The organism is Microbacterium sp. A93, assembly GCF_051842835.1.
In genome coordinates this window covers 45171-72037 of record NZ_JBPXMT010000006.1, presented here as the reverse complement: position 1 = coordinate 72037, position 26867 = coordinate 45171, and the positions used below count along the sequence as shown (strand labels likewise).

General features: G+C 68.0%; 25 protein-coding genes. 22 read left to right on the top strand and 3 right to left on the bottom strand.

The window, feature by feature from the left end; all coding sequences use genetic code 11:
• The first annotated feature begins 197 nt into the window (after positions 1-197).
• From ACSU1G_RS15990 to ACSU1G_RS15980, 3 genes are read left to right on the top strand one after another with little or no spacing between them, the layout of a single operon-like run.
• Positions 198-818 (top strand): isochorismatase family protein, encoded by a 621-nt coding sequence (locus ACSU1G_RS15990; RefSeq protein ID WP_439280958.1) that lies wholly within the window; start codon positions 198-200, stop codon positions 816-818.
• A complete protein-coding gene (locus ACSU1G_RS15985; RefSeq protein WP_439280957.1) occupies positions 815-2173 on the top strand; it encodes an MFS transporter in 1359 nt (452 codons plus the stop codon). Before ACSU1G_RS15990 ends, ACSU1G_RS15985 begins: the two co-directional genes overlap by 4 nt.
• Positions 2174-2187: 14 nt before the next feature.
• Entirely contained in the window at positions 2188-3126 is a 939-nt protein-coding gene (locus ACSU1G_RS15980; RefSeq protein ID WP_439280956.1) for a LysR family transcriptional regulator, read from the top strand.
• Between the two features lie 53 nt (positions 3127-3179).
• On the opposite strand, the gene ACSU1G_RS15975 is transcribed toward ACSU1G_RS15980, so the two are convergent.
• On the bottom strand, positions 3180-4328 hold the full coding sequence (locus ACSU1G_RS15975; protein ID WP_439280955.1) for a 2-keto-3-deoxygluconate permease: 1149 nt from the start codon (positions 4326-4328) through the stop codon (positions 3180-3182).
• Between the two features lie 428 nt (positions 4329-4756).
• Here ACSU1G_RS15975 and ACSU1G_RS15970 point away from each other — a divergent pair, with 428 nt between their 5' ends.
• The 11 genes from ACSU1G_RS15970 (at position 4757) to ACSU1G_RS15920 (ending at position 15719) form a co-directional block, all read left to right on the top strand.
• Positions 4757-5335: a Rieske (2Fe-2S) protein gene (locus ACSU1G_RS15970; RefSeq protein ID WP_439280954.1), complete on the top strand. Its 579-nt coding sequence runs from the start codon at positions 4757-4759 to the stop codon at positions 5333-5335.
• Positions 5332-6486, top strand: coding sequence for an amidohydrolase family protein (locus ACSU1G_RS15965; RefSeq protein WP_439280953.1), 1155 nt, complete (start codon positions 5332-5334; stop codon positions 6484-6486). The genes ACSU1G_RS15970 and ACSU1G_RS15965 overlap by 4 nt, the downstream gene beginning before the upstream one ends.
• A 5-nt stretch (positions 6487-6491) precedes the next feature.
• The gene (locus tag ACSU1G_RS15960; protein WP_439280952.1) at positions 6492-7559 is read left to right on the top strand and encodes an amidohydrolase family protein; all 1068 of its coding nucleotides are present in this window, start codon (positions 6492-6494) and stop codon (positions 7557-7559) included.
• Between the two features lie 27 nt (positions 7560-7586).
• Positions 7587-8408 carry an IclR family transcriptional regulator gene (locus ACSU1G_RS15955; RefSeq protein ID WP_439280951.1) on the top strand — a complete coding sequence of 274 codons (822 nt, stop codon included), beginning with the start codon at positions 7587-7589 and terminating at the stop codon, positions 8406-8408.
• A 229-nt stretch (positions 8409-8637) separates the two neighbouring features.
• Positions 8638-9768 (top strand): ABC transporter substrate-binding protein, encoded by a 1131-nt coding sequence (locus ACSU1G_RS15950; protein WP_439280950.1) that lies wholly within the window; start codon positions 8638-8640, stop codon positions 9766-9768.
• Positions 9769-9849: 81 nt separating this feature from the next.
• Positions 9850-11148, top strand: coding sequence for an FAD-dependent oxidoreductase (locus tag ACSU1G_RS15945; RefSeq protein ID WP_439280949.1), 1299 nt, complete (start codon positions 9850-9852; stop codon positions 11146-11148).
• Between the two features lie 27 nt (positions 11149-11175).
• Positions 11176-12456, top strand: a complete 1281-nt coding sequence (locus ACSU1G_RS15940) for an aconitase X (RefSeq protein WP_439280948.1) — start codon at positions 11176-11178, stop codon at positions 12454-12456.
• Positions 12453-12938 (top strand): aconitase X swivel domain-containing protein, encoded by a 486-nt coding sequence (locus ACSU1G_RS15935; protein ID WP_439280947.1) that lies wholly within the window; start codon positions 12453-12455, stop codon positions 12936-12938. Before ACSU1G_RS15940 ends, ACSU1G_RS15935 begins: the two co-directional genes overlap by 4 nt.
• Positions 12939-12942: 4 nt before the next feature.
• Positions 12943-13821: an ABC transporter ATP-binding protein gene (locus ACSU1G_RS15930; RefSeq protein ID WP_439280946.1), complete on the top strand. Its 879-nt coding sequence runs from the start codon at positions 12943-12945 to the stop codon at positions 13819-13821.
• Between the two features lie 3 nt (positions 13822-13824).
• Positions 13825-14619, top strand: a complete 795-nt coding sequence (locus ACSU1G_RS15925; RefSeq protein WP_439280945.1) for an ABC transporter permease — start codon at positions 13825-13827, stop codon at positions 14617-14619.
• A gap of 41 nt (positions 14620-14660) precedes the next feature.
• Entirely contained in the window at positions 14661-15719 is a 1059-nt protein-coding gene (locus tag ACSU1G_RS15920) for a PDR/VanB family oxidoreductase (protein WP_439280944.1), read from the top strand.
• 44 nt (positions 15720-15763) lie between these two features.
• Here the strand turns inward: ACSU1G_RS15920 and ACSU1G_RS15915 are convergent, their stop codons facing one another.
• Complete coding sequence (locus tag ACSU1G_RS15915; RefSeq protein ID WP_439280943.1) at positions 15764-16726, bottom strand: LysR family transcriptional regulator; 963 nt, start codon at positions 16724-16726, stop codon at positions 15764-15766.
• A gap of 98 nt (positions 16727-16824) precedes the next feature.
• Here ACSU1G_RS15915 and ACSU1G_RS15910 point away from each other — a divergent pair, with 98 nt between their 5' ends.
• The 3 genes from ACSU1G_RS15910 to ACSU1G_RS15900 are packed head-to-tail and all read left to right on the top strand — an operon-like array spanning position 16825 to position 19431.
• A complete protein-coding gene (locus ACSU1G_RS15910) occupies positions 16825-17817 on the top strand; it encodes a 2-hydroxyacid dehydrogenase (protein WP_439280942.1) in 993 nt (330 codons plus the stop codon).
• Positions 17818-17821: 4 nt separating this feature from the next.
• Positions 17822-18937, top strand: coding sequence for a glycerate kinase (locus tag ACSU1G_RS15905; protein ID WP_439280941.1), 1116 nt, complete (start codon positions 17822-17824; stop codon positions 18935-18937).
• Positions 18934-19431, top strand: coding sequence for a mycothiol transferase (locus ACSU1G_RS15900; protein WP_439280940.1), 498 nt, complete (start codon positions 18934-18936; stop codon positions 19429-19431). The genes ACSU1G_RS15905 and ACSU1G_RS15900 overlap by 4 nt, the downstream gene beginning before the upstream one ends.
• A 352-nt stretch (positions 19432-19783) precedes the next feature.
• Here ACSU1G_RS15900 and ACSU1G_RS15895 read toward each other — a convergent pair whose 3' ends face one another.
• Entirely contained in the window at positions 19784-20428 is a 645-nt protein-coding gene (locus ACSU1G_RS15895) for a FadR/GntR family transcriptional regulator (protein ID WP_439280939.1), read from the bottom strand.
• Between the two features lie 314 nt (positions 20429-20742).
• On the opposite strand from ACSU1G_RS15895, the gene eat reads away from it, so the two are divergent.
• The 5 genes from eat (at position 20743) to ACSU1G_RS15870 (ending at position 26671) form a co-directional block, all read left to right on the top strand.
• Positions 20743-22179 carry an ethanolamine permease gene (gene eat / locus ACSU1G_RS15890; protein ID WP_439280938.1) on the top strand — a complete coding sequence of 479 codons (1437 nt, stop codon included), beginning with the start codon at positions 20743-20745 and terminating at the stop codon, positions 22177-22179.
• A gap of 70 nt (positions 22180-22249) precedes the next feature.
• Complete coding sequence (locus ACSU1G_RS15885) at positions 22250-23623, top strand: glutamine synthetase family protein (protein WP_439280937.1); 1374 nt, start codon at positions 22250-22252, stop codon at positions 23621-23623.
• A gap of 74 nt (positions 23624-23697) precedes the next feature.
• A complete protein-coding gene (locus ACSU1G_RS15880) occupies positions 23698-24387 on the top strand; it encodes a gamma-glutamyl-gamma-aminobutyrate hydrolase family protein (protein ID WP_439280936.1) in 690 nt (229 codons plus the stop codon).
• Positions 24384-25760 carry an aldehyde dehydrogenase family protein gene (locus tag ACSU1G_RS15875; RefSeq protein ID WP_439280935.1) on the top strand — a complete coding sequence of 459 codons (1377 nt, stop codon included), beginning with the start codon at positions 24384-24386 and terminating at the stop codon, positions 25758-25760. The genes ACSU1G_RS15880 and ACSU1G_RS15875 overlap by 4 nt, the downstream gene beginning before the upstream one ends.
• A gap of 104 nt (positions 25761-25864) precedes the next feature.
• Positions 25865-26671: a 3-oxoacyl-ACP reductase gene (locus ACSU1G_RS15870; protein WP_439280934.1), complete on the top strand. Its 807-nt coding sequence runs from the start codon at positions 25865-25867 to the stop codon at positions 26669-26671.
• Positions 26672-26867 lie beyond the last annotated feature (196 nt).

Sequence of the window (26867 nt, the reverse complement as noted above, 5' to 3'; positions counted from 1 at the left end):
CACATCAGGCATCTGAGTAGCACGAATTGGCGGCGCCCCCGGGGGTCTCCGCCAATTCGTGCTACTCAGTTGTGTGGGGCGCTGGACGCCGTTGCGGGAGGAGGAAAGCCCTCCGGCACAGGCCATGAAATCTCTTTATATCCACTGTGAGATACATCGCGGTTAGCATCAAAACAACAGCCTTGAAAGGACTTTTCATGTGGAATTTTGATGCGACCACGAGCGTGCTGCTCATGGTGGACATGCAACGCGACTTCGTGGAGGCCGGACGGCCCATGGAGGTGCCGATGGCCCGCGAACGGATCCCGCAGATGCGCCAGCTCGTGGACGGGGCCCGGGCCGCCGGCGTCCCGGTGATCTTCACCCAGCACGTGCTCTTCGACCAGTTCAACGTCTCCCCCCTGGAGTCCAGCAACAACCCCCTGTTGCTGACCGAGGGCATGCGGGACGGCACGGACGGCATCGAGATCGTGGACGGCCTGGACCCCCGCGCCGAGGACCACTACGTGCGCAAGCACCGCTATGACGCCTTCTACAACACCAACCTCGAGGTGCTGCTGAACACCGTGCGCGGCTACCGCAACGTGGACACCCTGGTCATCGCGGGCACCCTGACGGAGGTGTGCTGCGAGTCCACCGCCCGCAGCGCCTTCATGCGTGACTACAAGGTGGCCTTCGCCGGCGAGTCCACGGGCGCCCTGTCCGAGACCGCCCAGACCGCCACCCTGGACGCCATCACCCGGTACTTCGGCCGGGTCTTGAGCAACGCAGAGATCCTTCGGGGCTTCACCGAGGGATCCACGGAGGCCGGGCTGTGAGCCGCACCCGGATCCGCCCCCGCCTGGACACGCCCCAGAAACGACGGCGGTACGAACGCACCGCGGTCATCCTCCTGGCGCTGGGCTTCGGCCTGGTGGGCCTGGACCGCTGGATCATCGCCCCGTTGTTCCCGGCCATGATGGTGGACCTGGACCTGGACTACGCGGACCTGGGCAACATCATCGGCGTCCTCGGCCTGACGTGGGGCGTCTCGGCGCTGTTCATGGGTCGACTCTCGGACCGCTTCGGCCGGCGCCGGATCATGATCCCCGGCATCATCCTGTTCTCCCTCTGCTCCGTGTTCACGGGACTGGCCGGCGGCCTCATGTCCCTGATCCTGATCCGCGCCATGATGGGCCTCACCGAGGGCGCCTTCAGCCCGACGGCGGTCGCGGCCACCGCGGAGGCCTCGGCCCCGAAACGGCGCGGGTTGAACATGGGCATCCAGCAGAGCACCTTCGCCCTGTTCGGCATCGGCCTGGGGCCGATCATCGCCACCCAGCTGCTCGTGGTGCTGCCCAGCTGGCGCTGGGTGTTCGCCATCATGGTCATCCCGGGCCTCATCCTGGGCTTCCTGATCTGGCGCACCATCCGCGAACCCGAGGAACTCCGCGAGGACCTGCTGGAGGGCCAGCACGACGACCAACCGGTCGCCACCGCGGCACCGGCCGGGCCGGCGTCGTCCGCCTCGGTGTTGCATGGCGAGGGCGAGGCCGAGCGCCACCGGTGGATCGACGTGTTCCGCTACCGCAACATCATCTTCGCCACCCTGGCGCTGTGCGGGGCCATGACCTGCATCTTCGTGATGAGCTCCATGGTGCCGAGCTACCTGACGGACTTCCACCACATGAGCCTGCAGGACATGGGCCTGGCCACCTCAGGCATCGGTTTCGGCGCCTTCGCCGGCCAGCTGCTGATCCCTGGCATCTCGGACCGGATCGGGCGCAAGCCCGCCGCCGTGCTGGCGCTGGTCTTCGGGTTGGTCATGATGGGGCTGCTGATCGCCCAGGGGCCGAGCACGCTGACCATCTTCCTGCTGCTCTTCGCGGTGGCGATGGGCGTGAACGGCACCCTGGCGCTCGTGGCGGCCACCGTGTCCGTGGAGTCGGTCCCGCCGGCGCTGATGGCCACGGCCGCCGGAGCCGTGATGGGCATCGGGGAGATCTTCGGCGGCGGGGTCGCCCCCGTGGTGGCCGGCCAGCTGGCCACCGCCTTCGGCATCCAGGCCCCGCTGTACCTGGCCATGGGCGGAATCGTGCTGGCCATCCTCATGGTGCTGTTCCTGGTGGAGACCGCACCGCGCAAACGGGCGGCCGCCCCGGCGTCCCCGCAGCTGGAACCCGCCGTTGATTAGGTTGAATAGGTCCCATGGACGTTGAATCTATGCGCACGTTCCTGAGTGTGGCCCGCAACCGCAGCATCTCGCGGGCCGCTCAGGAACTGTTCGCCACCCAGCCCACCATCAGCCTGCGCATCAAGAGGATGGAGGCCGAGCTGGGCTTCGCCGTGTTCAGCCGCAGCTGGCGCGGTGCGGAGCTGACGCCCCAGGGACGGCACGTCCTGCCGACCATCGCCGACCACCTGATCCGGTTGCAGACGGCCACCGCCATGGCCCAGCAGGACGGCGGACACTCGGGCGCCTCCAGCATCCTGGACGCGCATGCCGCCCTGGAATCGGTGGCCGTGGACGAATGGATCGTCGGCGAGGGCATCGCCGCGCTGGTCCAGGCCCTGGACGCCATCGATGGCGTGCACCTGGCCGTCACCGACTCGGCCCGCCTGCAGTCCATGGTGGCGCACGGGGTCTGCACGCGGGGCATCACCTACGCCACCCCGGCGCCCCAGGTCTGGAGCGCCCGGGCGACCGTCCTGTGGGAGGAGCCACTCGCTGTGGTCCACCCCCGGGGTGACCTACCGGACGGACCCCTCAGCACCGGGGTCCTGCGTGACTTCTTCGCCAGCCGGAAGTTCATCCTGATGGATGACCCGGTCTTCACCGACCATGCCGGCATCACCGGTCCCATGCTGGAGACGATCAACCCGGCCGGCACCACCGTGGTGGACCACACCTCCATCATGGCCGCGCTGTGCACCCTGCCCGGCCACGCCACCATCGTCCCCGCAGGGCTCTGCGCCCGGAAGCCCGCCTTCGCCCAGGCGGGTCTGGAGTGGTCCGAACTCGATCCGAGCTGGGGGCTGCTGCCCGTGGTGATGATCGAGAACACCTCGGAGCCGACGGCGGCCGAGCAGGAGATCGACCGGGCCATCGTGGGCTGGGCTCGGGAAGAAGGACGAGGCGAAGGGTAACCGGTCCGCCGCACGCGGACTGCCCGGCCCTGCCCGTGCGGCAGGGGGGACGGCTACTTGCTGCTCGAGGCCGCCGTTCCGGCCAGCTGGTCCTCCACCTGGGGGTGGTCCACCCCCGGTTCGGCGGACCGCTGCCCGGCACCCACGGGGACGGTTTCCGGTGAAGCCGCCCACTGCTCGGCCACGCGCCGCTCCTCCGGGGACATGGCGTAGAACCGGTCCTCGTTCTCGATGGTCACGCCCCGCTTGGCCTGCCATCTGCTGACCCAGGCCACGAGGAACGGTGCCACGAAGGCGGTGGTCACCACGGCCGCAGCGACCTGAGCCGTGGCCACGTCCTGAACGGCCAGGAAGGTCGGATCCACGGCGGCGACGGCGGCCGGCGTGGCAATCGCGTTGCCGGCGGTGGAGGCCTCGGCGGCCCCCGAGACGACGTTGCGTGCCGGCTTGGGGTGGCGGCGGACCACATGCCACAGGTACAGCAGACCGATGGCGGCGCCGCCCGAGACCAGCACAGTGGCCAGGCCCAGAACCATCCCGATCGCACCGGACGAGAACAGGACGCCGAAGTTGATGCCGGCCCCGAGCGCGAAGGCCGCGAAGGGGATGATCAGCTTCTCACCAGGGGCCAGGAAGCCGCGGGCCAGCTCACTGGTGTTGCCGAGGATGAAACCGAGGATCATGGGCAACACCGCGGCCAGGAGGGCCATGAGCGGCAGGTCGGCCAACCCGGCGGCACCGAGCGCGATCAAGGTCAGGAACGGACCGTCGTTGATGGACAGGATGGAGATGGCGCCCTTGTCCGTCTTGTTGCCGAACTGCCCCATCAGCGCCACATACAGCGAGCCGTTGGAGTTGGACATGGCCGCGATGATCGCGAGCGGCACCAGGCCCCAGAGGTTACCCTCGGGCGTCAGGAAGGCGACGCCCAAACCGACGCCCACGGCGGCCGTGTACTTGCCGATCAGCAGGGCAAAGCCCTTCTCGACGGACGGCAGGGCGCTCTTGACGTTGATCTGTGCCCCGATGCACATGAAGAACAGGCCGATGAGGACCGGCGCTCCGTCACGGAACAGAGCCGTGGTGAAACTGCCGATGTCCAGCACGCTCGGAGCGAAGGTGTTCAGGACGGCACCGAGGAACAGCGGCACCACCATGAGCGCCCCCGGGAGCCGGCCGATAAACCTCAATGCAGAATCCATGGTGCTCCCCAATCACTGAGAGAAGTGGTCCGTCACAGCCGCATGGAGGCCAACTGTGCCGGCAGGTGATGCCCTTCCGATGAAGTTCGTCGCGTCACGATGTGATGCGGGGCACTCGCCTACATAACCAGCACTGGCCACCGGAGTTAAATACCCAATCAGCAGCGATTCAGAGCCTCGCCCACGGGATGCAGCATCCGCGCACGTCAACCTCCAACTCCTCCCGGCGCCCGCCGCGGCAGATACGCGGATCCATCGACCACACTGATTGGTGCCATGCAATCTAGTCATTGGACAGATACTGAGACGCCGATCACAGTAGGACCATGCGCTTCAGCATCAGCTGACCGCGGCACCCCGCAGCGCCTCACCGCTCGGATGGATCGCGCCGCGGTGGTGCGCTCCACTGTGGAAGGACCTCATCACCGATGAAGATTGTTGTTGGACGCGCCTCCGAGTTCGCCCCCGGGGAGAAACGGATCATCGAGGCGGGGAACCGGTCCATCGGCGTCTACCGGATCGGCGACTCGTTCTACGCCCTGGCCAATTCCTGCCCGCACCAGGGCGGCCCGCTCTGCCTCGGACGCACCAAGTCCTGGGCGTACTCCTCCGCGCCGGGCGAGGCCGCGCTGGACGAGGAGACGACCTTCGTGGCCTGCCCCTGGCACGGCTGGGAGTACGAGATCTCCACCGGCCAGTCCTTCCTCGGCCCCGGTGAGCCCCCGGCCCGCGGCTACGGGGTGGACGTGACGCCCGGCAGTGACCTGGGCACCGCGTCCACCGCCTCCACTGCGTCCACCGCATCCACCGCCTCCGCCACCTCAGGCCGGCGCACCCCGGGCCCCTACGTGGCAGACACCTTCGACGTCCAGGTGGACGAGGATTACGTGGTGATCGACACCAGCCCGCGGGCCCGGCCGAAGATCCCCGCCAGCACACCAGCCACCACCCCCGCCTCAGCCTCAGTCACCGCCCCAGCCCCCACCTCAGGAGTGAGCGCCACATGACCATGACCCGTGAAGACTCCACCGCCACGGCCCCGAACACGTCGGCCCAGACAGCACCGGCCCCGGGCCCGGCCATGGCCCAGGTGGACGGTGACATCCACCCCACCCTCATGCGGCACCAGATCGCCGAACGGATGCAGGATCCGGTGCACCGCGAGCAGTGGTCGCAGCACGGCCACCGCGTCCCCTCGCCGCCGGAGATGACCCCACGGGTGCGTAACGGCGGCCAGCGGCTCGACGCCCGGCCCGTGGAAGGGCCTCCGGGCAGCTCCCTGGAGATGATGCAGGATCAGCTGCTGGACAAGTACGGCATCAACCACGGCATCCTCATCCCCCTGCAGGCCGCCACCCTGGGCGTCGGCGAACCCGGGTTCACCGCAGATCTGTGCCGGGCCCTGAACGACGGCGTCAAGGAGCTCTTCCTCGACCCCGAACCCCGGCTGCACTCGAGCATCTGCGTCTCGCACGAGGCCCCCGAACTGGCGGCCCAGGAGATCCGGCGCCGCGCCGATGACCCCCGGTTCGTCCAGGTCCTGCTGCCCTCCAACGCGCTGCATGCCCTGGGTGAACCGAGGTACTGGCCCATCTACGCGGCGGCCGTCGAGGCCGGCCTGCCAATCGGCGTCCATGTCGGCGGGCTGCCTCACATGGGTGCAGGGTGGCCGTCCTTCTACCTCGAGGAGCACGTGACCACCGGCAACACCATGGTGGCCCTGGCCATGAACATGGTCCTCGAGGGCGTGTTCGAACAGTTCCCCACGCTGCAGGTGGTCCTGATCGAGGGAGGCATCACCTGGGCGCCCCCGCTGATGTGGTCCATGGACTCCGCCTACTCGGTGCTGCGACAGGACTATCCGAAGCTGCGCCGGCTGCCCTCGGAGTACTTCCGCGAGCACTTCTGGTTCACCACGCAGCCGATCGAGGAGTCGAAGGATCCCCAGGACGTCGCGGAGCTTTATGAGATGACCGGGATGACCGACCGGATCATCTTCTCCTCCGACTACCCGCACTGGGACTTCGACTCCCCCGCGCTCGCCCTGCAGCACCTGCCGGCCGATCTCCAGCAGCGCATCCTCCAGGAGAACGGGGAGCGGCTCTACCGATTCAACGACCAGAAGCAGGACCAGAAGCAGCAGGAGGTCTCACGATGACGGCAGTGAGTGAAACGTCAGTCCATGACACGGCAGTGGCGACCCAGACCGTGGATGTGGACGTCCATGTGGCGCCAGCCTCCATCCAAGATCTGGCCCCTTACCTGAGCGCCTACTGGAACGAGTACTTCGCCGACGCCGAGACGGACCTCTCCCCCACCGCGGGCGCCTCCTACCCGGAAGGCTTCGCCACCTCAGGCGGCCCGCTGCCTCAACGGCTGGAGACCCTGCGAAGCGACTACCTGGACATGGCCCAACCGGCCACCGCCATCCTCAACTGCGTCAGCTCCTTCGGTGCCAACCGCAACCCCTACTGCCAGGTCGCGGTCACCAGTGCCATCAACGATTGGATGGCGCAGGAATGGCTGGCCCAGGACAGCCGGCTACGCGGAAGCATCGTCGTCCCGTCGGTGGATACCCAAGCCGCCGTCGCGGAGATCGACCGGGTGGGCGCGGACGGCCGGTTCGTCCAGGTGCTCCTGCCGGTCCGCGGCCACGACGCCCGCTACGGCCACGTCCGGTTCCGGGAGATCTTCGAGGCTGCGGATCGTCACGGGCTCGTGGTCGGTCTGCATGCCTGGGGCCGCCGCGGCAGCGCCCCGGTCACCGCCGGCTTCACCAACACCTACATCGACGACTACCTGCTCAACTCGCAGGTGCTGGTGCAGGAGCAGCTCGTCAGCCTGATCGCCGAGGGGGTCTTCGACCAGTTCCCCGAGCTGCATGTGGCACTGCTGGAGTGCGGGTTCAGCTGGCTGCCGGCCCTGATGATGCGGTTCCAGAAGGACTGGAAGGCGATCTGGCGTGAGGTCCCGTGGATGAAACACGAGCCCGCCCACTACCTGCTGGAGAACGTGCGGGCCTCCACCGAACCGGTCCAACTCCCCGAGGACCCCGTGCACGTCCGGCAGATCCTGGACCAGGTCGGCGCCGGAGACTTCCTGATGTTCGCCTCGGACTTCCCGCACCAGCACGGCGGCGAGCGCGACCGCCTGCTGGACGCGCTAACGGCCCAGGAGCGCTCCGCGGTGCTGCAGGGCAACGCCCGTCACTTCTATCGGCTGGACTCCTGACGAGATTTCGGGGGGATCGTGAAATCCATGACGCAGTACGCCGAGCCCGGGATCGCCGAGCCTGAGGCGCAGGAACTGGTCCCGCGCTCGGTGGTGGAACGCGCCCTGCGCATCCTCGGCTCCTTTGACAACAAGCACGCCCAGCAGACCATCTCGGAGATCAGCCGCCGGACCGGGCTGCCGTTGACCACCAGCCACCGGATCGTGGCGGAGCTGACGGACAGCGGAGCCCTGGAGCGTCAGGCCAACGGTGAGTACCACGTGGGCCTGCGGCTCTGGGAGATCGCGGCCCACGCCCCGCGGTCCGTGGGGCTGCAGCGCGTGGCCCTGCCCTTCATGCAGGACCTCTCGGAGACCACCCACTTCCCCGTGCATCTGAGCATCCGGGAACAGGAGGAGGCGGTCTTCGTGGAACGGCTGGTACCCGTGGGATCGGCGGACGAGCGCCCGCGCGTCGGGGCCCGGTATCCGCTGCATGTGACCGCGGTGGGCATGGCCATGCTGGCCTTCGCCCCGCCGGAGATCCAGGAATCAGTACTGGCCAAACCGCTGCAGCGGTTCACGCCGTACACGGAGACCGCTCCCGAGCGTCTCCGGCAGCTGCTGGCCCAGGTGCGCCACGAGGGCCTGGCCGTCGGCGACCGGCAGATCAACGTCCGCTACGTGGCCGTGGCCGTACCGATCTTCGCGCCCGACGGCTCGGCGCGAGCCGCCCTGTCCCTGATCATCCCGCATGCGGAATCCGATCGGAAGCCGCTGGGCTACATGCTGCGCGCCGCCTCCAAGGGCATCTCGCGCGTGTTGCGCCATGGCGGGGATCTCCTGCCCACACCTGAGCAGAGAACCTGAGGCACGACGACGGCCCGGCACCTTTCCGGGCCGGCGCGCCCTTCCGGTGCCTCGCTTCCCGAGGCCTTCTTCCGGTATTCGGAAAGTGATCTGGATCACCCGCAGGTTCGGTGGAACTCTCGAGATCACTACAGCACCAAAGCCCGTTCAACCCGTTCAACCCGTTCAACCCGTTCAACCCGTTCAACCAAGACCCATCACGACTCAGTGCCACGTCAAGGAGACCTCAATGTTGCATCGACTCACTCGCGTGTTCGGTTCCACCGACGCCCCCCACCGCAAAGTCGGTGGCCCGAGCGGCGTCAACAGCCGCACCGGCCGCCCCCTGGCCGCCCTGGCGGTGGCCGCACTCGTCACCAGCCTGCTGGCCGGCTGCGGTGCTGGAGCCGGCGCGGAAGCCGGTTCCGATTCCACTGGGGACTCGGCCGGCTCGGGCGAGCTGCAGGAGATCACCTTCCTCAGCTACCTGCCCATGGAGACTCTGTCCATGGTCCCGGAGATGATGGCCGTCTCCGGCGGGTACTTCGAGAAGCACGGACTGGACGTGGAGATCCAGGAGGTCAAGGGATCTCCCCAGGCGATGCAACTGCTGCTCTCCGGCGCCGGCGACATCACTCGCATCGATGCCCTCGATACCTACAACGCCGTTGGCTCGGAGGACATGCCCTTGAGGAACGTGGGCACGCTGACCCGCAACCCGTCGATCAAGCTCCTCCATTCCTCGGAAGCACCCCTGGACAGCCCGGAGGACTTCGTCGGCAAGACCATCGGCGTGCCTTCTGAGGGTGGTAGCAGCAGCAAGACCATCACCCTCATGCTGCAGAACGCAGGCATCGACCCCTCCGAGGTGGAGCAGCAGGTCGTCGGCCTGACACCCGCCACGTTCCAACTGGTCCAGCAGGGGACCCTGGCCGGCTACATGGTCAGCCATGACAGCGCGCTCATCGCCCAGACCCAGAATGACGACGCGCTGATCTATGACTTCAGTGATGCCCTCACTGCCGGGGCCCAGGTCTACGTCACCACCCCGGACTCCATCGAGGAGCAGCCCGAGAAGCTCAAGAAGTACCTGGCCGCCATCAAGGAGGCTACGGCGGCCATCGTCGCCGATGAGGACCTCACGGACACCATCGAGACGCTACGCACTGAATACGACTTCGCCACGCTCATGGACGATGACATCGCCAGGGCAGGTCTCGAGGAACAGCGCCGGCAGTGGACCGACGGCGGGGAGTCGCCCCTGCTGACCACGGACGAGGCCGAGTGGCAGTTGGGTTACGAGGAACTGGTCTCCGCAGGGGATGTTCCTGACGGTCTGGATTCCTCGGAGTGGGTCGACAACAGCCTGTTGCCCGAGTGACCGGAGCGGGTTCACCCTGCCCGCCCGCCTGACCACCAACCCGCCCGACCCCACCCAGGGGTCAGACCGCCAGGAGAACCGTTGCCCCACGAACTCACCGAACTGAGAATCCACACTGTCACCAAGGACCGTGCCCCGGCCCCCGAGCAACTGGAGGCTGATGTCTGCGTGGTGGGCGCCGGCATTGCCGGGATGTCCGCCGCGGTGGCAGCAGCGAAACTGGGTCGCACCGTCGTCCTGGTGGATGCGCTGCCCGTCCTCGGCGGTCAGTGTGTGAACTCCTTGATCGGGCTCTTCTGCGGCATCTACGGGATCGGCCCGGACTACCGGCAGCTCACGCACGGCATCTTCGATCGCATGTTCGAGGACCTCTCCCGCACCGGGGACATCGCCTTCAACCGTTCACACACCATGACGGTCAGCTATGACGAGGTGGTCCTCGGACGCTGGATGGAGAACCTGGTCTCCGAGCTGGGCATCACCGTGGTGCTGGGGGCCTCGGTCCACCGGGTGGAACAGGAGGACGGGGTGGTCTCGGCGACCACCTTCGCCACCCGCCACGGAGACGTGCGGGTCCAGGCCGGCGGCTTCGTGGATGCCACCGGTGATGCCGCCCTGACCTGGGAGGCCGGGCTGCCCTGCCGGGTCCCCGAACGCACCGTGTGGGGATCCCAGCAGGTCCGACTGGAGAACCTCAACCAGTCGAAGGCGCCCACGCCGACCGAACTGGTGGCACGGGTGGAGGAGAAGGCCGAACAATACGGACTGGTGCGCCGGGACGGACTGGCCTTCTTCTTCCCCGGCCGGAACACGGCGGTGATGAACATGACCCACATCGAGGCGCCACTGGAGGCCGTCGCGGCAGCCCGGGCGCAGTTGGAGGGACGGGCCCAGGCCGATCGCGTGGTCGACTTCATGCGCACGGAGTTCCCGGCAGCCTTCGGCCAGGCCAAGGTCCGTGCCTACGGATTCCCCGGGCGCCGGCAGACCCGGTGGATCGCGGCCGAGCACCAGCTGACGCTGGAGGAGGTGCGCACCGGACACTCGTTCGATGACGCGGTGGCCCGCACCGCCTGGCCGGTCGAACTGCATGACCGGGTGACCGGCTACGTGTGGGAGACCTTCGATCCCGATCACGTGCACTACGTCCCGCTGCGCAGCCTGATCCCGAAGGGTGCACGCAACCTGGTGGCCGCCGGGCGCTGCGTGGACGGGGACGCCGCGGCGCTGTCAAGCGTGCGGGTCATGGGCCCCTGTGCGGCCATGGGCGAGGGCGCGGCCCACGCCTTGGATCTGGCGGCACAGTCGGCAACGGGCAGTGTCCAGGACATCAACCACAGCGATCTGCGGGAGCGGGTGTACGCCAATGTGGCGTCCTGACCGTACGCAGGAGAACGGAGGTCACCGGTGAGACTCACTGATGACGAGAGATCCATGCTCGATGGCACCGAGGGACCGGCCGTCGCCGCCGCCATGGACTTGCTGGTCCGCTACGGCGAGGGCCTCGGCGCGGAGCGGCTGTGCGATACCCGCAACGTCGCCGGGACCATGACGCAGCCCTCCCCGGTCAAGGCGCAGCTGGTCCGGGAAGGCGGCTGGAACAAGTCCTTCTCGGTGATCAACCTGGACTGCGACGAGGACATCGAGATCCCCCCGATGCGGGTGCCCACCTGCCAGCTCCAGCACGGCTTCGGGAAGGACGCGGTCAATATCACGCCCTACTCGCCGCACCTGGCCGAGATGCAGGAGGAGGGCGAGGCCTTCGTCACGGACCTCGGGGTCAACGTCCTGGCCACGTGCACGCCGTACCAGGTGGGCAACCTGCCCGCCCGGGACGAACACTGCGCCTGGATGGAGTCCTCCGCCGTGGTGTACTGCAACTCCGTGTTGGGCGCCCGCACCAACTGTGAGGGCACCGCCTCCACCGGGGCCGCCTCCCTGACCGGCAAGATCCCCTACTGGGGCAACCACCTGCCCCAGAACCGCTTCGGCACCCACCACATCGAGGCGCAGGTGCCGCTGCAGGGCTTCCAGGACTGGGGCCTGTTCGGCTACTTCGTCGGTGACGCGGTCCAGGAGAACCGTCCGGTCATCACCGGACAGTGGACCGCCCCGCTGGACGAGGACCTCAAACACTTCGGCGCCGCGACCGCCTCCTCGGGCGGGGTGGAGATCTATCACATCCCCGGCCTCACCCCGGAGGCCCCCACCCTGGAGGCTGCCTTCGGCGGTGCGCAGGCCCCGGAGGCGATCGTCTACGGCGAGCGCGAACGCCGGGTGATGTACGAGACGCTGAACAACCAGGGCTCCTCCACCGACGTGGACTTCGTCCTGCTGGGCTGCCCGCACGCCTCCCTGGACCAGGTGGCCCGGGCCGCCCACGCATTGGAGGGGCGCACGCTCCACGGAGACACCGAGCTGTGGATCATGACGCCCCGGGCGCTGCGCACCGAGGCCGATCGCCGGGGATACACCCAGATCATCCAGCGGGCCGGTGGCAAGGTGCTGACCGATTCCTGCCCGGCGATGTCCAAGGTCGCGCCGGAGGGGACGCGCGTCTTCGCCACCGACTCGGCCAAGCAGGCGCACTACCTGCCCGCCATCCTCGGCATCGAGGCCTGGTTCGGCACCCTCGAGGAGTGCGTGGACGCCGCCGTCACCGGTCAGTGGAGGGGAGAACTCAGATGAGCATCCAGATCCGCGGACGTGGCATCGTGCCCGGGATCACCGAGGGCGAGGCCCTCGTCTCTCAGGAGACGATCTCCGGCTGGGGCGGCATCGATCCGGCCCAGGGCGTCATCATCGAGTCACGGCACGAGCTGTTCAATGTCTGCTTCACGGACAAGGTCCTGATCTTCCCGGGGGCCAAGGGCTCCTCCGGCTGGTCCGGGTTCTTCCAGAGCACCCGGTTGATGGGCACCGCGCCGCGGGCCATGGTCTTCAGCGCCATGACCACCAAGGCCGTCCTGGGTGCCGTCGTCACCCGGGTCCCCACCATCTCCGAACTCGACCAGGACCCGCTGCAGGTCATCACAACCGGTGACTGGGTCGTCGTCGACGCCGACCGGGGCATCATCACGGTCACCCCGCAGGCTGACCGGCTCCAGACCAAACGGCCAGACCGTGCAGCGGTCCCGGCTGCCACAGAAGGAATCTCCCAAGGTGCGTGAAGACATGACAGTGACCGACAGACTCTCCAGCCAGCCCGTCGCCGAGGTGACTGGCCCCTCCACCGCAACCGCCGGCGTCGTACCCTCCGGGGTACCGGACGGCTTGGCTGAGATCGAGATCATCGGCGTCAGCAAGGATTATGTGACCAAGCGCGCCACGACCCATGCGCTCTCAGACATCAACCTGGAGATCCGTAAGCGGGAGTTCGTGTCCCTGATCGGCCGCTCCGGCTGCGGCAAGACCACGCTGCTGAGGGTGATGGCCGGCCTGGTCAGCCCCACCTCCGGCGAGGTGAAGATCGGCGGGAAGTCCCTGTGGAAGGGCAACACGGTCGACTCCTCGGTGGTGAGCCAGCTGGGCGTCGTGTTCCAGGACGCCAATCTCTTCCCCTGGTACAACATCCTGGACAACATCTCGCTGCCGCAGCGACTGCGCGGAGTCTCCAAGGCGGAACGCCATGAGCGCGCCCGCGAGCTGGCCGAGCTGGTGGGGCTGGGCGGCTTCGAGACGTCCTATCCGCGCGAGCTCTCCGGCGGGATGCGTCAGCGGGCGGCGATCGCCCGAGCCCTGGCCTGCAGCCCGGAGTTGCTGTTGATGGATGAGCCGTTCGGGGCCCTGGACGCCATGACCCGTGAACGGATGAATCTGGAGATCCAGCGGATCGCGCTGGCCACGGAGGCCACCGTCGTCTTCGTCACCCATGACATCTCCGAGGCCGCGTTCCTCGGTGATCGGGTGGTCCACCTGACCCCGCGCCCTGGCCGCATCCAAGACATCACCTCGGTGAACTTGGAACGGCCCCGCCAGATGAAGGTCCAGACCGAACCCGAATTCGCCCGCGTGGTGGCCGGGCTCCGCCAAGCACTCGACGCAGAGGAATAGACCATGACCCGTGAAAGACTGTTCAAGATCCTGCCGTGGGTCAGCACCCCGGCGCTGCTGCTCATCCTCTTCGCCGTCTGGGAGGTGAGCGTGAGGGTGCTGGAGGTGTCCGAGCTGGTGTTGCCCCCGCCGTCCCAGATCATGCAGACCTTCATGGTCATGATCCAGCAGCCGGACACCTGGGAGCACATCCTGGTGACCGTGCAGGAGATCTCGGTCGGCTTCGCCGTCGGAGTGATCATCGGCTGCATCGTCGGAGTGATCCTGGGCAAGTTCCCCATCATCGAGGTCACCGTGCGGCCGTTGATCATCGCGATCGAGGTCATTCCCAAGGTCGCGCTGATCCCTCTGTTCGTCATCTGGTTCGGCTTCGGCATGACCTCCAAGGTCATCATCGCCGCCGTCCTGGCGTTCTTCCCCGTCATGCTCAACGTCCTGCTGGGCGTCCGCTCCGTGGATGCCGGCCAGCGGGACGTGATGCGCAGCCTCAACGCCAGCAAGTGGCACACCTTCGTCCACCTGGAGCTGAAGAGCACCATGCCCAACGTGTTCGCCGGCATGGAGTCGGCCATCGTGCTGGCGGTGATCGGCGCGATCGTCGGCGAGTACCTCGGCGGCAACGAGGGACTGGGCTACCTCGTGGTGCGGACCCTGAACGAGCTGAACGCTCCGGGCCTGTTCGCCGTGATCATCATGCTCGCCGTCCTAGGACTGACCATGTACTTCATCGTGACCTCCTTCAAGCGGGTGTTCATCCCCTGGCATGAGTCCGTCTACGGGCAGAAGAACGCGGGCTGAGCCAGATGCACCGGAGCACCACAGGAACCTGAGGAGAGACCATGAGCCAAGAGACCCTGCACCGAGGCACCACCGGCCTGCAGCCCACGAACCCAGACCCCAACCCAGACCCCAACCCAGACCCCACGAACCCAGCACCCGCGAGCACCGGGCTGATGAGCCTGGAGGTGGTCTCCAAGGAGGTCATCGCGGACGGCGTCATCAGCCTCACCCTGCGCCACCCCCACGGTGCCGCACTGCCGGTCTGGACCCCGGGGGCGCACGTGGACGTCCACGTGACCGGGCCAGACGGTGAGGAGATGATCCGGCAGTACTCCCTGTGCTCGGATCCGGCCAACCGCTCCATCTACCGCCTGGGCATCCTCCGCGAGCCGGCCAGCCGGGGCGGCAGCAGCTACCTGCATGAGCAGCTCCAGGTGGGCCAGCGGCTGGCGGTCTCGACCCCGCGGAACACCTTCGAGCTGCGCGAGGCCCCGCGCTACCTCTTCATCGCCGGCGGGATCGGGATCACCCCGATCATCCCGTTGCTGGAGCAGGCTGAGCGCAATGGCGCGGAGTGGACGCTGCACTACGGGGGCCGCACGCGCACGGCCATGGCCTTCGCCGACGAGTTCGAACGCTACGGGCACCGGATCAGCCTGATCCCGCAGGATGTGCAGGGGCTCATCGACCTGCCGGGGATCCTGGCCACCCCCGATCCAGATACCCTCATCTACTGCTGCGGCCCGGGGCCGCTGATGGACGCCACGGAGGCTCTGACCTCCGCCTGGCCGGCCTCCGCCCTCCACATGGAACGCTTCGTGAATGACGTGGCGGCGAACCAGTCCGGCGACCAGCCCTTCCAGGTCGAGCTGTCCATCCTGGGCCGGACCATCACGGTGGAACCCGGCGTCTCGATCCTGGAGGCCGTCAACGCGGTGGGGGCCAACGTCCCGCACTCCTGCCAGGAGGGGACCTGCGGCACCTGCGAGACCATCGTGCTGGACGGCGAGCCGGACCACCGGGACGCGGTGCTCAGCGAGGAGGAGCGGGAGGAGAACGAGGTCATGATGGTGTGCGTCTCCCGCTGCAAGACCCCGTGCCTGGTCCTCGAGCTCTGAGTCCAGTCCAGAGCATGAGGCACAGACCGGGCCCGACGCCGGCCCTAGAGTTCCGCGGTCCCCGCCGCCTCCCGCAGGTGCTGGGACACCTCCGGGTCCAGCCCGGAGTCGGCGATCAGCGCCAGGAAGTGGCGCGAGGGCGGGGAGTTCTGCAGGGCGGACCGGAAGATACAGCTCACGGAATACCCGATGCCCTCCTCCAGCTGGAGGATCGTGAAGTCCCGTTGTCCGGCCGGCGGGCTGACGAAGCGCAGGCCGGCGGTGGAGACCAGGGCCGCCCCGAGCCCGTGGGCGGCGTACCGGGCCAGCTGGCCGGTGTCGAAGACCTCGATGGCGCTGGTCCGCTGGATCCCCGCCCGCTGCCAGGCCCCGTCCACGATGGTGCGCAGCCTGGTCTCCGGGGCGGAATCCAGGACGGGGCCGGAGGCCGCGAGCTCCTCGAGCGTGGTGCTGGCCCGGTCCGCCAGGGGATGCCCCGGATGGCAGACCACCACCAGCTCCTCGGTGGCCAAGGTCACGCCGCGCAGGCCGTGGGGCAGGCCCAGGGCCGCATCATGGGACACGAACGCCACGTCCAGCTCGAAGCTGGCGACGCTCGCCGCCAGCTCCTTCAGCGCCGTGTGGCGGTCCCCGATGACCAGCCGCACGGCCGGGAAGGCCTCGTGGTAGCGGGCGAACAGCTGCACCAGGTCCAGGGCCGCATGGGCCCCCTGGGACAGTCCGACCCTCAGGGTCCCCTTGACCTCCTGGCCGAAGCTGCCGACCTCACTCTCGATGGACTGGGCCATCTGGGTGAGGGCCTCGGCCCGGGTGCGGAGCAGCTCGCCGGCCTCGGTCAGCACCACCCGCTTCGAGGTCCGCTCGAAGAGGCGGACGCCCAGCTCGGCCTCCAGCTTGGCGATCTGCTGGCTCACGGCAGACTGGACCACGTACAGCTCGTGGGCGGTCCGCGTGAAACTCAGCGTGCGGGCGAGGGCCAGGAAGTACTCCAGCTGCCGGAATTCCATGCCCGCGTCCTCCCCCACCGTCACACACGTTTCATCATTGATACTGATGGGCGAAACTCTACCGAGTCATCCTCATCATGGGTTTCACGAAAGGCGATATGAGCACTCCGACATTTCTGGTGACCACTCCCCTGCCCGCCCCGGGGATGGACCTGCTGGCCGAGGCCGGACGGGTGCTGAGCCCACAGGGGCCCATGAGCCGGGAGGAGCTGCACCGGGAATGCTCCTCCGGCCGCGTGGACGTGCTGGTCTCCCAGCTGGTGGACCCCGTCGACGCCACCCTGTTGGCCGCGGCCACCCTGAAGGGCGTATCGAACTACGCCGCCGGCTACAACAACATCGACGTGGCGGCGGCCACCGCCCGCTCGATCATGGTGGCCCACACCCCGGACATCCTCACCCGCGCCACCGCCGACCTGACGCTGCTGCTGATCCTGGGCACCGCCCGCCGAGTGGTGGAATCGGATCAGTTCCTGCGCTCTGGCGCCTTCACCGGCTGGCAGCCGGATCTGCTGCTCGGCCACGACGTCTCGGGGCGGACCCTGGGCCTGGCCGGCTTCGGTCGCATCGGCCGCGCGGTGGCCCAACGGGCCCTGGCCTTCGAGATGCGGGTCAGGTTCTGTCCCCGCCCGCCCGCGGGCCGAGCGGTGGACCCGGCCGAGTACGCCGGCCTGGCCGGGGACATCGCACCAGCCAACTGGGACGAGGTGGTCACCACGAGCGACTTCCTCTCCCTGCACGTGCCCCTCACCGAGCAGACCCGTCATCTGGTCAACGCGGACGTGCTGCGGCGGATGAAGGACTCGGCGATCCTGGTCAACACCGCCCGCGGGCCGGTGGTGGATGAGGCCGCCCTGGTGCGGGCCCTGGCCACCGGGCAGATCGCCGCGGCCGGGCTGGATGTCTACGAGCAGGAGCCGGCCCTCGCCCCGGGCCTGGCCGAGCTGCCCAACACGGTGCTGCTGCCCCACCTGGGCAGTGCCACCGAGGCGGTCCGGGCGGATATGGCCCGGGTCTGCGCCCTCAATGCCGTGGCCATCGCCCGCGGTCAGCTCCCGGCGCATCCGGTCAACCCGGACGCCTGGGCCTAGAGCGGTGAGGGTCCTCATCAGCCCGGACAAGTTCAAGGGCACCCTCACGGCGGCCCAGGCCGCAGCGGCCATGGCCGAGGGTGTGCGGCGCGTTCTTCCCCAGGCGGAGATCGTCCAGCTACCCATTGCCGACGGCGGCGACGGCACCGTGGATGCGGCCCTCGCCTCCGGTTTCACCCAGCGGGGCACCCGGGTGACGGGGCCGCGAGATGCCGCGGTGGAGGCCCGGTGGGCCTTGCGGGACCGGACGGCGGTCATCGAGACGGCGGCGGCCTCCGGCCTGCTGCTGACCGAGCCGAGCGTGGAGTCCGCCCTGTACTCCCACTCCTACGGCTCCGGTCAGCTCATCGGCGCGGCCCTGGATGCCGGCGCCACGCAGATCGTGATCGGCCTGGGCGGTTCCGCGATGACCGACGGCGGTGCCGGCGCCCTGCAGGCCTTGGGCCTGGCGCTCTACACGGCAGGCGGTGCCCTGCTGCATTCGGGCGGCACCGTGCTGCCCGAGGCGGCCCGCCTCGAGGCGAGCGGACTGGATCCCCGGCTGGCCGGCGTCGTCCTCCGGATCGCCACGGATGTGGACAACCACCTGTATGGTGCCGACGGCGCGGCCCATGTCTTCGGTCCGCAGAAGGGTGCCGATGCGCCCGCAGTCCGCCGGCTCGATGAGGCCCTACGGCACTGGGCCGGACTGCTGGGCTCGGCCTCCGGACGGGACGTGAACGTGGCCGGAGCCGGGGCGGCCGGGGGCTTCGCGGCCGGGTTCCTGGCCTTCACCGGCGCCCGGCTGGAACGGGGCTTCGACCTGGTGGCGGACCTGGTGGGGTTCGATGCGGCCCTGGCACACGCCGACCTGCTGATCACCGGTGAGGGACGGGTGGACGCCGGCTCGGCCCACGGCAAGGCGCCCCTGGCGGCGGCCGAACGGGCTCGGGACCGGGGCGTGCCGGCCGCCCTCGTGGCCGGGGACATCACCGTGCCGCGGGAACGGCTGGCCCAGCACGGCATCGTGTCCGCGGCCAGCGTGATGGACCTCGCCGCGGATGCGGACGACGCCTACGCCCGGGCGGCCCACCTCGTCGCCCTCGCCACGCAGCGTGCCCTCGAATCGATCGGGGCATGAGGACCATGATCGGCCAGGACGAATACCAGCACTTCTGCGTCCGCGCCCTGGATTCGATGTCCCGGATCGTCGAGGACCTCGGGGATGAGCGGGCCAACCGGAGACCAGCCGTGGACGGGGCGAACTCGCCCTTCGCCCTGCTCTTGCATTGCCACGGCGTGGTGACCTTCTGGGTGGGCCACGTGATCCTGGGCCGCGCGGTGCACCGGGACCGGGCCGCCGAGTTCGCCGCCCACGGGCCAGTGGCGCCCCTGCTCCGTGAGGTCCGCGAGCTGCAACGGCAGTTCGCCGCCGACCTGCCGGCGGTGGAGCCGGCGGCCGCCGTACGGAATCCGCCTGCGGCCTCAACCCGGGCTGCGGCCCCGCCAAAGCCCATGACCCAGGGTTGCGCCCTGCAACATGTCTATACGGAGCTGGCGCAGCATCTGGGACAGATGGAGATCATCCGGGACCTCATCCTGGCCGAGTACGCCGACACCCCCACCGGCAACTGAGTCACCGGCCCAACTGAATCACCAGCCCAACTGAGTCACACGAATTGCCCGAGATCGACCTGCTCCACCGTCAATTCGTGAGACTCAGTTGGGCCGGGCCGTGGCGGTTTCTTCACCTCTTGAGGGAACACCCGCCGGTGAACAGCCGACAGAATCCGTGGTGCGCGTCAGGATGCCCTCCGGTCCAGCGGGGCCTTCGGCAGGTGTCGGCCTGGCGGCGACTCCAGAACTCCGGGACGCCCTGCTGCAGGAGATGAACCGGACCTCAACACCCGAACCCTGGCGGACAAGCCGCGTCATCAAGGTGCGAATGCCCAGGAGGTCCGGCCTTTCAGCACGCCCAGCCGCGAACTCAGGCCTCGCTGGCGTCAGCCACGGAAGACAGGAAGCCGCGCAGCAGGGACGCGGTACCCTCCACGTGTTCCATCATGACCTCCCTGGCCCGGGAGGGGTCTCCTCCCAGGATGGCTTCAACGATGTCTCGGTGCTGTGATTCCGAGTGTTCGATGTTCCGCGCCAGGAAGGGAATCCGATCCAAGAGGTCACTGGTCGCCGCACGTGCCTCGGCTACGGATTCTGCTAGGCGGGGCGAGGGGGTCAGTTCGGCGATGAAGATGTGCAGCCGCGCATCCAGAGGCCGGTACTGGCCCGGGGCAGCACTCGAGACGGCGTGCAACGCATCGCGGAGTCCGGTTCGCTGCGCTGCCGTCAGGACGGCCTCCGCCGCCAGGGCGGCCGCCGCCGGCTCGACGACGGCGCGAAACGCCAGGATGTCCTCGACCATGGCCTGGTCTCCGGCCGCCAGGGCATTGCGATTGGCGGGCAGCTCGGAGGTCACGACCGCACCGCCATATCGGCCCCGTTGAACGGTGATGTACCCGGCGTTCTGGAGTTCTGCCAGGGCGTCCCGCAGCGTCGCCCGTGAGACTCCGAGCGCCTCGGCCAGCTCGCGCTCCGGCGGCAAGCGTCCGGTGGGAGGAAAGATGCCGATCTTCATTCCGCGAAGGAGAAGCCCGACTGTTTCCTCAAAGGCATTCCCTCGTCTGGCTTGGCCCAGAAGGCGGTAATTGGCACCAGGTCGCATCGCGTTCTCCTGGGACATGTCCATGGTCACATCATGACATGACCATGGCGGTCCCACCCTTTTCATTGGATCAGAAACAAACCCTTCGATAAGAGCGGACCAGTTCGCCCTTGACCGGGTGACGTGTGCTAGGTCACACTAGGTCGCGTCAAAGGCCTGAAATCATTCCAATGAAAAGATCTGCTTTCGCGGCCGCATCCTTTCTCACCCCCAGCGAGGCGACACCCATGGCACGGACATCCCGCATCGATTACGGCTCCGTCGGCGAGGACTACCTCAAGCATCGCCAGCTCCAGAAGGGTGCCGCCGGCTGGGTACTGCTTGCGGGGCTCGGCATCGCCTACGTCATCTCCGGCGACTTCTCGGGATGGAATCTCGGCCTGGCCGAGGGCGGTTGGGGCGGACTGCTCGTCGCCTTCGTCCTGATGGGGCTGATGTACACCTGCATGGTTTTCGGCCTCGCTGAGCTGTCCTCCACCCTCCCGACGGCGGGCGCGGGCTACGGTTTCGCCCGCCGGGCCCTCGGGCCGCTGGGCGGCTTCGCCACCGGGATGGCGGTGCTCATCGAGTATGCGGTGGCACCGGCGGCCATCGCCACGTTCATCGGAGGCTATATCGAGGCGCTGGGCCTGTTCGGCATGACGAACTCCTGGCCGGTCTACCTCGTGACCTATGTGGTCTTCATCGGCATCCACATGTGGGGTGTCGGCGAGGCCCTGAAGCTGATGTTCGGCATCACGGCTATTGCCGTCATCGCCCTCATCATCACGGCCGTCGCCCTCATCCCCCATTTCGAGGTGTCCAACCTCTTCGACATCGTCCCCGATGGCTCGGCCGGTTCCAGCGCGTTCCTGCCGTTCGGGTTCTCCGGCGTCCTGGCCGCCCTGGTCTTCGGCATCTGGTTCTTCCTCGCCGTGGAGGGGGTTCCCCTGGCCGCCGAGGAAACGGCGGACCCGAAGCGGGACATGCCGCGTGGCATCATCTTCGCCATCATCTTCCTGGTGTGCTCCGGCGCCGCGATGCTCATTCTGGTTCCCGGTGTGGCCGGTGCCGAGAGCATGGGCGTCTCGGACTCCCCCCTTCCTGAAGCCCTACGTGCTGCCTATGGCGAGAACGCCCTGGTCGCGGACATCGTGAACTACGCCGGTCTGGCCGGGTTGGTCGCGAGCTTCTTCTCCATCGTCTACGCCTACTCCCGCCAACTCTTCGCCCTCTCGCGAGCCGGGTACCTGCCCCGCTTCCTCTCCATCACCTCCAGCCGGCACACCCCGTGGGTGGCGCTTCTGGTGCCGGGGACCATCGGCTTCATCCTGGCCGCCGTTACCGGCAACGGCGGGTTGCTGATCAACATCGCCGTCTTCGGCGCGACCCTCTCCTACGTGCTCCTGAACCTGAGCCACATCATGCTGCGCATCAAGGAGCCGGACCTCCCCCGCGGTTACCGGACGCCCGGCGGCGTCGTCACCACCGGCATCGCCCTGGTCCTGGCCGTGGTCGCCCTGGTGGCCACCTTCGTCCTGGACGCGCTGGCCGCCGGCATCACCGCCGGGGTGTTCCTCCTGGCCATCGCCTATTACTGGTTCTACAGCCGGCACCGCCTGGTGGCCACCGCACCGGAAGAGGAATTCGCCATGCTCCAGGACTCGGAGAAGACCCTGAAGTAAACCCCGCAGTGAACCCCGCAGAAACCCCGGCCCACACCAGACCACCGACCCCGCAAAGGACGGCAACACCATGACTCCGCAGCCCAGCAATGACCGATTGCTCACCGTCGACCGCCTCAAGGCGGACATCCGCTCCGGTGAGATCGACAGCGTGATCGTCTCCTTCACCGACATGCAGGGACGGCTGCAGGGCAAGGTCGTCCACGGGGAGTTCTTCGTGGAGACCGCCCTGGAGGGTGGCTCCGAGGCGTGCAGCTACCTTCTCGCCGTGGACACGGAGATGAGCACGGTGGACGGCTACACCATGACCAGTTGGGACGCGGGCTACGGGGACATGGAGTTCGATCTCGACCTGACCACCATCCGGCGGGTGCCCTACCTGGACCGGACCGTCATGATCCAGGCCGACCTGAACTACACCACGGGTGAACGCGTCCCGATGTCCCCGCGGAGCCTGTTGGGGGCACAGAAGGACAAGGCGGCGGCCATGGGCTTCCACGCCCTGGCCGGAACCGAGCTGGAGTTCATGATCTACAACACCAGCTACGAGGATGCGCAGCAGGGCCACTACCTGAACCTGACGCCAGCGAACCTGTACAACGTGGACTACTCGATCCTCGGTTCCATGCGCGTGGAACCGCTGTTGCGTGACATCCGCAATGCCATGTACGAGGCCGGAATGATCGTTGAATCGGCCAAGGGCGAGTGCAATTTCGGGCAGCACGAGATTGCCTTCCGCTATGACGACGTGGTCACCACGGCGGACAACCACACCTTCTACAAGCTCTCCGCCAAGCACATGGCGGTCCAGCGGGGCCAGTCGATCACCTTCATGGCGAAGCCCAACGCCCGGGACGGCTCCTCCTGCCACATCCACATGTCCCTGCGCGGGGCGGATGGGGGCCTGGTCTTCTGGGACCAGGAGAAGGGGGAACGGACGGCCCTCTATGACCACTTCATCGCCGGCGTCCTGGCCACCATGCGCGAGTTCACCCTGTTCTATGCCCCGAACATCAACTCCTACAAGCGCTTCGCCAAGGGTTCCTTCGCCCCGACCGCCGTCGCTTGGGGACTGGACAACCGCAGCTGTTCGGTCCGGCTGGTCGGCAAGGGCGTGGCCGCCCGGATGGAGAACCGGCTGCCCGGGGCGGACGCGAACCCCTATCTGGCGCTTTCGGCCATGCTCGCCGGAGGGCTCTACGGGATCGAACATGAGTTGGAGCTGCCGCCCGTCATGGAGGGCAACGCCTACGAGTCAGATGCCGAGCACGTCCCGCATACCATGGCGGAGGCCCGCGACCTGTTCGCCCAGTCGGCGATCGCCCGCGAGGTGTTCGGCCAGGAGGTCGTGGACCATTACACGAACTATGCGGATGTGGAGATCGACCAGTTCAATGCAGCGATCACGGACTGGGAAGTCCGCCGCGGATTCGAGCGCCACTGATGGGTGCGGCGACTCGGCCCAGGATCGGCCTGACCACGTACTGGCAACCGGCCTCCTGGGGGGTCTGGGACAGCATGGCCGCCATCGTCCCCCACCACTACGTCACGGGAGTGGTGGCCGCCGGCGGAACACCCCTGCTGCTGCCGCCCGTCGGCACCGATGAATCCGTGCTGGACATCCTGGACGGACTGATCGTGATCGGCGGCGTGGACGTGGACCCCAGCAACTACGGGTCCGAGGCCCATCCACTCACGGCCGCCCAGCCAGAACGTGATGACCACGATCTCCGGCTGACCCGGGCGGCGCTGACCCAGGGTGTTCCGTTGTTCGCGATCTGCCGGGGAGCCCAGATCCTGAACGTCGCGATGGGCGGCACGCTGTACCAGCACGTTCCGGACCTGCTGCCGGAATCGCGGTACCAGCCCTCTCCGGGGGTCTTCGGCGAGGTCGAGTTCAGCACCGCCCCCGGGACGCTGACCGCGGAGCTCCTGGGCGAGCAGGCCACCGCCCCGTGCTACCACCACCAGTCCATCGAGCACCTCGGCACCGGCCTGAAGGCCACCGCCTGGGCCCCGGACGACACCATCGAGGCCGTCGAGTGCACTTCGACCCCCGGCTGGGCACTCGGAGTGCAGTTCCACCCGGAGGAGAACCCAGAGGACGCCCGCCTGTTCACCGGGTTCATCGAGGCGGCCACCGCCTACCAGCAGCAGAAGCATCAGAACCAGCAAGAGCAGACACTGGAACAGGAGAGCCGCGCATGAGCACCTTCACCGTCCTGAACCCGGCCACCGGCGAGGCCATCCGCGAGGTGGCGCTGGCAGATACCGCGGCCACGGACCGTGCCATCGAGCGCGCCGCCCGTGCCTTCGAATCCTGGCGGGACGTGGCCCCCGCAGACCGCGCCCGGCTGCTGCGCCGCTTCGCCACCGCCGTGGACGCGGATCTGGAGCACCTCGCACAGCTCGAGGTCGCCAACTCCGGCCACACCATCGGCAACGCCCGCGGTGAGGCCGGCAACGTCCGTGACGTGCTGACGTACTATTCAGCCGCTCCAGAACGCCACCTCGGCCAGCAGATCCCGGTCGCCGGCGGCGTGAACATCACCTTCCACGAACCGCTGGGCGTCGTGGGCGTCATCGTCCCCTGGAACTTCCCGATGCCCATCGCCGGGTGGGGTTTCGCGCCGGCGCTGGCCGCGGGGAACACCGTGGTTCTCAAGCCGGCCGAGCTGACGCCGATGACGGCCATCCGGCTGGGCGAGCTGGCCCTGGAGGCGGGGATCCCGGAGGGAGTCTTCACGGTGATCCCGGGCAAGGGCTCCGTGGTGGGAGACCGCTTCGTCACGCACCCCGCCGTGCGCAAGGTCGTCTTCACCGGATCAACGGGAGTCGGCAAGCGGATCATGGCCGGCTGCTCCGAGCAGGTCAAGCGCGTCACGCTGGAACTGGGCGGCAAGAGCGCCAACATCGTCTTCGCGGATGCGGACCTGGAGAAGGCGGCCGCCAGCGCACCGGGCGGTGTCTTCGACAATGCCGGGCAGGACTGCTGCGCCCGCTCCCGGATCCTGGTGCAGCGCAGCGCCTATGACCGCTTCCTCAGTTTGCTCGAGCCGGCCGTGAAGAACGTCCGGGTGGGTGACCCGGCCGACGAGGCCACGGACATGGGGCCGCTCATCTCCGCCGGCCAGCGGGAGACGGTGTCCTCCTTCGTGTACGACGTCGGCGGCGGACTCAGTGCGGAGGTCGCCTTCCAGGGCACCGCCCCACAGGACGGCGGCTTCTGGTTCCCGCCGACAGTCCTCACCCCCACCGACCCGGGCGCGCGGTCCCTGCGCGAGGAGATCTTCGGCCCCGTGGTCGCGGTGGTGCCCTTCGAGGACGAGGCCGATGCCCTGCGCATCGCCAACGATTCGGTCTTCGGCCTCTCGGGATCGATCTGGACCACGGACGTGGGGCGGGCCCTGCGCGTGTCCCGGGGCGTCCAGGCGGGCAACCTCTCCGTGAACTCGCACGCTTCCGTGCGCTATTCGACTCCCTTCGGCGGTTACAAGCAGTCCGGCCTCGGACGGGAACTGGGGCCGGACGCCCTGGACTCCTTCACCGAGGTCAAGAACGTCTTCATCGCCACCGAATAGCGTCACAACCGGCCGCCACCGTCACCGCGCCAAGCGCGGCAATACCAGCATCACCACCCATGAACCCGTCCCGCCCACGGCGGGCCCATCCCAAGGAGAATCCCGTGACCGCAACGAATTCCGCGCCGTACAACGGGCTGGTCAGCAACCGTCTGGAGGGCCGCAGCGCCGTGATCACCGGCGGTGCCTCGGGCATCGGTCTGGCCACGGCGAAGCGTCTGGCCCACGAGGGGGCGAAGGTGGTCATCGCGGACATCTGCCCCGATGAGGTCGGCCAGGCCGCGGCCGAGGCGGTCGGCGGGATGTTCGTCCGAACCGATGTCACGAACGAGAACGATGTCATCAACGTCTTCAAGGCCACGAAGGAGGCCCACGGCCGCGTGGACATCGCCTTCAACAACGCCGGCATCTCCCCCGAGGACGATACCTCGATCCTGGATACTGGGATCGAGGCCTGGCGCAAGGTCCAGGAGGTAAACCTCACCTCCGTGTACTACTGCTGCAAGCACGTCATCCCGTACATGCGTGAGCAGGGCAAGGGCTCGATCATCAACACGGCGTCCTTCGTGGCCGTCTTGGGCGCAGCAACATCGCAGATCTCCTACTCGGCTTCCAAGGGCGGCGTCCTCTCGATGAGCCGGGAGCTGGGCGTGGAGTTCGCCCGGGACGGCCTGCGCGTCAACGCCCTGTGCCCGGGACCGGTCAACACTCCGCTACTCCAGGAACTCTTCGCCAAGGATCCCGAACGCGCCGCACGGCGTCTGGTCCATGTACCCCTGGGACGCTTTGCCGAGCCGGATGAACTGGCCGCGGCGGTCGCCTTTCTCGCCTCGGATGACTCGTCCTTCATCACTGCCAGCCAATTCCTGGTCGATGGCGGCATCGCCGGCGCCTACGTCACGCCCCTATAAATCACCCTGTGACCACCCCGGGCAGCCCGCTCACCGCCCAGCGGGACCCGTATCCGAGGACGACGGCGGTGCGCGGCTCGTCCGCGCCGGTCCCGTCCTCGTCGGGGACCTCGCCGAGAGTTCGCCACGTGGTCCAGGGCCGCCAGACGCACCGGGGCCGAGACGCCGAGTTCGCCGCCAGCGGCCCGGTGGAACC

Coding starts and splice junctions, on each gene's coding strand:
- ACSU1G_RS15990 (WP_439280958.1), top strand. CDS start 198: ATGTGGAATTTTGATGCGACCACGAGCGTGCTGCTCATGGTGGACATG.
- ACSU1G_RS15980 (WP_439280956.1), top strand. CDS start 2,188: ATGGACGTTGAATCTATGCGCACGTTCCTGAGTGTGGCCCGCAACCGC.
- ACSU1G_RS15975 (WP_439280955.1), bottom strand. CDS start 4,328: ATGGATTCTGCATTGAGGTTTATCGGCCGGCTCCCGGGGGCGCTCATG.
- ACSU1G_RS15970 (WP_439280954.1), top strand. CDS start 4,757: ATGAAGATTGTTGTTGGACGCGCCTCCGAGTTCGCCCCCGGGGAGAAA.
- ACSU1G_RS15965 (WP_439280953.1), top strand. CDS start 5,332: ATGACCATGACCCGTGAAGACTCCACCGCCACGGCCCCGAACACGTCG.
- ACSU1G_RS15955 (WP_439280951.1), top strand. CDS start 7,587: ATGACGCAGTACGCCGAGCCCGGGATCGCCGAGCCTGAGGCGCAGGAA.
- ACSU1G_RS15950 (WP_439280950.1), top strand. CDS start 8,638: ATGTTGCATCGACTCACTCGCGTGTTCGGTTCCACCGACGCCCCCCAC.
- ACSU1G_RS15935 (WP_439280947.1), top strand. CDS start 12,453: ATGAGCATCCAGATCCGCGGACGTGGCATCGTGCCCGGGATCACCGAG.
- ACSU1G_RS15930 (WP_439280946.1), top strand. CDS start 12,943: ATGACAGTGACCGACAGACTCTCCAGCCAGCCCGTCGCCGAGGTGACT.
- ACSU1G_RS15925 (WP_439280945.1), top strand. CDS start 13,825: ATGACCCGTGAAAGACTGTTCAAGATCCTGCCGTGGGTCAGCACCCCG.
- ACSU1G_RS15920 (WP_439280944.1), top strand. CDS start 14,661: ATGAGCCAAGAGACCCTGCACCGAGGCACCACCGGCCTGCAGCCCACG.
- ACSU1G_RS15915 (WP_439280943.1), bottom strand. CDS start 16,726: ATGGAATTCCGGCAGCTGGAGTACTTCCTGGCCCTCGCCCGCACGCTG.
- ACSU1G_RS15910 (WP_439280942.1), top strand. CDS start 16,825: ATGAGCACTCCGACATTTCTGGTGACCACTCCCCTGCCCGCCCCGGGG.
- ACSU1G_RS15900 (WP_439280940.1), top strand. CDS start 18,934: ATGAGGACCATGATCGGCCAGGACGAATACCAGCACTTCTGCGTCCGC.
- ACSU1G_RS15895 (WP_439280939.1), bottom strand. CDS start 20,428: ATGAAGATCGGCATCTTTCCTCCCACCGGACGCTTGCCGCCGGAGCGC.
- eat (WP_439280938.1), top strand. CDS start 20,743: ATGGCACGGACATCCCGCATCGATTACGGCTCCGTCGGCGAGGACTAC.
- ACSU1G_RS15885 (WP_439280937.1), top strand. CDS start 22,250: ATGACTCCGCAGCCCAGCAATGACCGATTGCTCACCGTCGACCGCCTC.
- ACSU1G_RS15880 (WP_439280936.1), top strand. CDS start 23,698: ATGGCCGCCATCGTCCCCCACCACTACGTCACGGGAGTGGTGGCCGCC.
- ACSU1G_RS15875 (WP_439280935.1), top strand. CDS start 24,384: ATGAGCACCTTCACCGTCCTGAACCCGGCCACCGGCGAGGCCATCCGC.